5 protein-coding genes are annotated in these 5,616 nt (G+C 27.7%); 1 reads left to right on the top strand and 4 read right to left on the bottom strand.

The genetic code is table 11. From position 1 onward, the window contains the following. Positions 1-156 precede the first annotated feature (156 nt). On the top strand, positions 157-621 hold the full coding sequence (locus Q0F58_RS16785; protein ID WP_294379020.1) for a MurR/RpiR family transcriptional regulator: 465 nt from the start codon (positions 157-159) through the stop codon (positions 619-621). A 144-nt stretch (positions 622-765) separates the two neighbouring features. Here Q0F58_RS16785 and Q0F58_RS16790 read toward each other — a convergent pair whose 3' ends face one another. The 4 genes from Q0F58_RS16790 to Q0F58_RS16805 all read right to left on the bottom strand — a co-directional run bounded on the left by Q0F58_RS16790 (position 766) and on the right by Q0F58_RS16805 (position 5,457). After that, the gene (locus Q0F58_RS16790) at positions 766-2,220 is read right to left on the bottom strand and encodes a methyl-accepting chemotaxis protein (RefSeq protein ID WP_294379016.1); all 1,455 of its coding nucleotides are present in this window, start codon (positions 2,218-2,220) and stop codon (positions 766-768) included. 58 nt (positions 2,221-2,278) lie between these two features. Beyond that, entirely contained in the window at positions 2,279-2,998 is a 720-nt protein-coding gene (locus tag Q0F58_RS16795; protein ID WP_294379017.1) for an alpha/beta fold hydrolase, read from the bottom strand. An 894-nt stretch (positions 2,999-3,892) separates the two neighbouring features. Further along, positions 3,893-4,765 carry an aldo/keto reductase gene (locus Q0F58_RS16800; protein WP_294379018.1) on the bottom strand — a complete coding sequence of 291 codons (873 nt, stop codon included), beginning with the start codon at positions 4,763-4,765 and terminating at the stop codon, positions 3,893-3,895. Continuing rightward, complete coding sequence (locus Q0F58_RS16805) at positions 4,765-5,457, bottom strand: MATE family efflux transporter (protein WP_294379019.1); 693 nt, start codon at positions 5,455-5,457, stop codon at positions 4,765-4,767. The genes Q0F58_RS16800 and Q0F58_RS16805 overlap by 1 nt, the downstream gene beginning before the upstream one ends. Positions 5,458-5,616 lie beyond the last annotated feature (159 nt).

The raw sequence follows: 5,616 nt of genomic DNA on the forward strand, positions 1-5,616 counted from the left end.
ATATGACTCCAGTTGAGTATAGACTTGCAAATATGACCGAATAAAAAATGTATTAAAAAGTGTTGACAATCCAATATAGTAAATATTCTTCCTTCATTTTATGATACGGCTATCAGCAATACAAAGTTAACATTTGATTATGATTCCATAAAAAGAATAACAAAAGAACTTAACAAGGCTGAAAAAATTGATATTTATGGTTCTTGTATTACAGAGTCTTGTGCTAATGCAGCCATGTTTAAATTTCAGTCTATAGGAAAAGAATGTAGTGTTTACAGTGCAATTAATGAACATTACATTATGTCAGTTAAGAATAGAAAAATTACAGCTATTCTTTTATCTTTTACTGGTGGTAATTCAGGAATGGTGCATATAGCAAAATGTTTGAAAAAATGTGGAATTTATACTTTAGGAATTGGTGGAATTGAAAGTGATGAATTAAAAAAGCAATGTAGTGAGTATATTGAAGTTTATCAGAAAAATCTTGTAATGAGTCTTGAAATGTTAATGCCATATATTTCTATGACATATATCTTTGATGTTTTATTTGCATCGTTGTTAGTAAAAGATTTTGATTGCCATTTAAATAATGCTATCGATGTTATGAAAATGAAAAAGTAATATAATAAATTTTAAAAAGTATAGGATTTTATAGTATTCCTAGCCTTAATGAGTTAAATTAACTATATTCCTACGAAAATAAAATACTTCCTTTATAGTGGACAGTTAAAATAATAAAACTGCTTATATAAAGGGAGTATTTATTTATTTAATGGAAATGTTGGTTTGTAATTTGTTACTTGAATCTTTGATGTTTTTCACAAATTGATAAACATTTTCTATATTCGAATTGTTTTCTTCGCTTATAGCATTTAATTCTTCTGATGCAGCAGAATTATTTTGTGAAATCAATTTAATTTCTTCCAGATGTTTAAATATTTCTTTAAATAATACAGATGTCTCCTGTATTTTTTTAATCTGTTCTAATAAATTTTTATCAACATTCATAAATTCATTATGTATATTTTCAAAGCTATAAGTTACTTTTTTAATCAATGTTTTTCCTATTTCTGTAGCATCTTTTTCTTTTTTAGCTTCAACTAAAACGCTATTAGTGTTTTCATGTATATCTTCTGTTATTGAATTTATTTTTTTAACAATATATTCAGAAGATTCTGCAAGCTTTCTAATTTCTTCAGCTACTACTGCAAATCCTTTTCCTGCTTCCCCGGCTCTTGATGCTTCTATTGAGGCATTAAGTGCCAGAAGATTGGTTTGAGAGGCTATATTAGATATTCCAACTAAGAATTCGTTAATGTTTTCAATGTTTTCCTTTAACTTTAGAATCTTATTATATGATAATTCAGAAGCATTAAAAATCATATCCATTTGATTATCCATATTCTTTATATTTACTTGTTCTTTTAAAACAATCTTTCCAGCATTATTAGCTGTTTTAGATAAATTTTCTGATGATGTATTAATATAAGTCATTTCATTGCTTGCAGTATTCATCATTTCATCTATTTCACATACATTTTCTGTTTGAGTTACAACACCCTGAGTTATTTCCTCTATAGCATTGCTTACAGAGTTATTAAGACTTTTTAATGATTCCAGTTTTTCGTAGCAGTTTGATATATCTGTATCTAATGATTTAGTATTATCAGTAACTATATCCATATTATCTTGTAATTTATTTAACAAGTCTTTTACATTAAGTTCTTTTTCAGTAGCTATATTTATTAAATTAGCTCCCTGTAATGTTATGAAAAATAATATTACAGTAACAAATGTCAATGACAATACATTTATTGCATATTCTATTAAAGTGAAACTTTGCATTTTAAAATACATATAGCTCAATATACATAATATGTATACTCCCATAAGAGCAGGATATCTTCTTCTTAAATATATAGCTGAAGCAGACAGTATTACAGCTCCCATAATTGCAGATGCATCACTTAAACATAGCATATTTATACCGAAAGCAAGTCCAGCAAATATTAACAGTATATTTGCAATTATATTAGGATTTCCTTTTTTGAATAGTAGAATAATTCCTATAAAAGTGCCTAAAGTCATAAATACACAAGCCATATAATGAACCATTCCCAATGCTGAAAGTATACCTGTTATTAAAATTCCTGCAGCCATATTAGCTAATAATATCTTGTTTGTTTTTTTGATATGCTCAAATATAAGTCCTTCTTTCATTTTAATTTTCTCCTTACATTATTATCGAATTTAATTGAGGGATATTTTGTAGCAGTTATTATTTTGCAATATCTAATAAGATTTCATTTGTTTTTTCAGAGTGGGATAGCATTGCAACATGATCTGAATCCAAATAGTATTCTTTTACAACAGGTTGTCTATGACACATAACTCTTTGGATATAATAAGAACAACAATTATCTTTTAAAGTATGGATGTAATATTTAGGGATTGATTTGAAATTACTGCCTAAGTTGACTGGCTCATTCCACATGGTTGGATTTTCAAGCTGCATTTTACTGATGGAATATTGAAATACTTCGTCACTGCTTGTATTAAATCCCATGTTCCTTGCAAATTTTTCTTCAAATGTGCATAAGCCATTTGGAAGATTAACAGTAGTTTCAGGACTAACAGCAGTCCAGATGTCTTCTTCAAGATACTTTGTCATTGTAACATTACCTTCAGGTAAAAATGCTGCAAAGTAAACCAATTTTTCAACCTTTTGCGGCATATCTTCCGCTACCTGTGAAATAATCATACCAGACATTGAATGTGCCACTAAAATAACAGGAGTATCAATACCTGATAGGAAATTTTCAATATAATTAACGTGATCCTTCAAAGTAACATGTTCAATGTCTATCGTTTTATTAGTACCATGTCCAGGTAAATCAATGCAAATTACTTTATGACCTGCATTTTCTAAAGTTTTAACATTAAAATCCCAACACCATGAAGCGCACCATCCTCCATGAATTAATACGTAAGTTGCCATAAATTTATTGTTACTGAAAAAATTATAAAATACTTTTTATAATGTTACTTGTTTTTGCAGTAACTCTCCTTTCCTAATTATTAAACATTTTTCAGATTTGATGCTGTAACCCACATCTTTATTTTTGAAGATTGTTATATTTGGAGTATTTCGATTCAATTTAAAGGATTGATTTTATCTGAGATTATACATACAAAATTATATACATTTGTTTTTATGTAATAATCTTTTTTAGTGAGTATATAGATATTGTAACATTTTATATAAAAAAAGAAAATATGGTTTATTTAATATAAATAATAGATAAAAATATATAAAATAGAAGAATAATGTTTGCATATGAAAAAGAATTTAAATTATTTATATAGTGGTTTAATAAATCTGCTTAGAAAAGTAAAAACTAAAGAAGAACAGAATTTGTATTTAATATAATTTTTAATACCTTAGAAGAATTTAAGTTATACTTAAGAAGTTGATTATTTGGTTATGATATAATAATAAATAGAGATGATCATAATTGATGTTTAAATAATTGAATATTGATTAGAAAATTTGATTTATATAGAAATTTTGTTTTTTTAAAAAATCTAAGAAATATACTTGACCTTATAAATATAAAAAATGAATATGTGGTAATATATGCCGGTAATTACAAGGTTTTATGGTATTGTAGTAAAAATGAACTGCTCTTTTTGTCTATTTGACAGGGAGCAGTTCATTTGTATTTTGTGTTGTATAATAAAAGGTTTTGATTCAGATAAATATATGTAATTTATACATGTGTCAGGTAATTTTAACTATTAGTCTGAATATTGAGGAAAATGGAGTATACCATCAATCTTTTGCATTTGTTTTAGCATAAGAGAGCTGGAAATACATTATTTTTTTATCTTTTTATACATTGTATAATTTTGATCTTTCAAGGAAACTGGTAACTGCTTCTCCAGTGTTTCGAGGTGTTGCATAAGTATGTCCAGTATCTAATATTTCAATTTTCCTCATGTCATCTTCTGTTAACGTAAAATCCAAAATATCTAGATTTTCTTTCATTCTTATAGGATTTTCAGATTTTACAATTGGTACAATTTTTCTTTGAACAAGCCATCTAAGAATAATCTGAGGAACGGATTTATTGTGTGCATTTGTAATTTGGCATAACAATGGATTATTAAAAAGAGTTGTTTGTCCAGCAGCTAAAGGTGACCATGCTTCCATAACAATATTCTGTTCACTTAAATATTGTCTTTCATCTTCACGTTGGAAAATAGCATTACACTCAATCATATTTACAGCAGGTCTTATTTTATTAAAAAATAGAAAATCAGCAAGTCTATCCTGAGTAAAATTATCTACACCTATAGATTTTACTTTTCCTTCTTCATATAATTCTTCCAAAGCACGCCATGCTCCATAATAATCATTATATGGCTGATGTATCAAATATAAATCAACATAGTCTAATCCTAGTCTTTTTAGAGAACGTGAAAATCCATCTTTTGCTTTTTCATAATTTGTATCTGTAACCCAAAGTTTAGTTGTAATAAATAAATCTTCTCGCGGAATGCCACATTGCTTGATTGCTCGTCCCACGGCTTCTTCATTTTCATAAGCAGCAGCAGTGTCAATCAGACGGTATCCTGCTTGAATTGCTTGAACAACTGCTTCTTCACATTTTATTGGGTCAGTCATTCTAAAAACTCCATATCCAATGATAGGCATTGAAATTCCATTGTTTAATGTAATACGACTTTTTATATTTTGTTTCATTATTGCATGTCTCCTTTATTTATTTGTAATTTATGTGATGGTCGGTATACCATAACTGCAATAAAAATTAGTAATGCTGTTATAGACAAACTTATGGGGTATGCCATCATAATTGTTGTAAATGTTCTGTGAATTGGAAAAGCAGTATAAATCCATATGATTCGTACACAGCAGACACCTATAATAGTAAGTAATGCGGGCATAAGTGAAATTCCGAATCCTCGTAGATATCCAGACATATTTTCATATAGCATGCTGAATATGTATGCTGAAAATACCATCAAAAGTCTTGTATATCCTATTTCAACTACCTGTGGATCATTATTAAATATAGAAATTAACTCTTTTCCAAAGATAAGTACTAAAGTAATTGAAAGTATTAGAGCTGTTGCATCTTCTAAAATACATAGAATAAGTATTTTTTGACACCTCTTTAACTGTTTTGCTCCATAGTTTTGTCCTGTAAATGTAGTACAGGCCTGACTGAAAGAATTTAATATGTCATAAGCGAAGATCTCAATGTTAAAAGCGGCGCTTGAGGCTGCAATAACAATTGTTCCAAGGCTATTTATTGCAGATTGAATCAATATATTTGCTATTGTAAATACAGCACTTTGAATTCCTGTTGGAAGCCCGATTTGCATTATTTTTCTAAATATATTTTTATTAATTTTCAGCTCATTTATATTCAAATGAATAACACTATCTGTTTTAATAAGCTTCACAAATAACAAAATTGAACTTACGACATTAGCAATTACAGTAGCGATTGCACAATGTCGTCAACTTAAGCAATTTAAAAATATAGATTATAATTATTTTTATATGGTATATTTAAATTTGTTTTAAAA

It is taken from the genome of uncultured Clostridium sp., from assembly GCF_934754915.1.
Taxonomy (GTDB): domain Bacteria; phylum Bacillota; class Clostridia; order Clostridiales; family Clostridiaceae; genus Clostridium.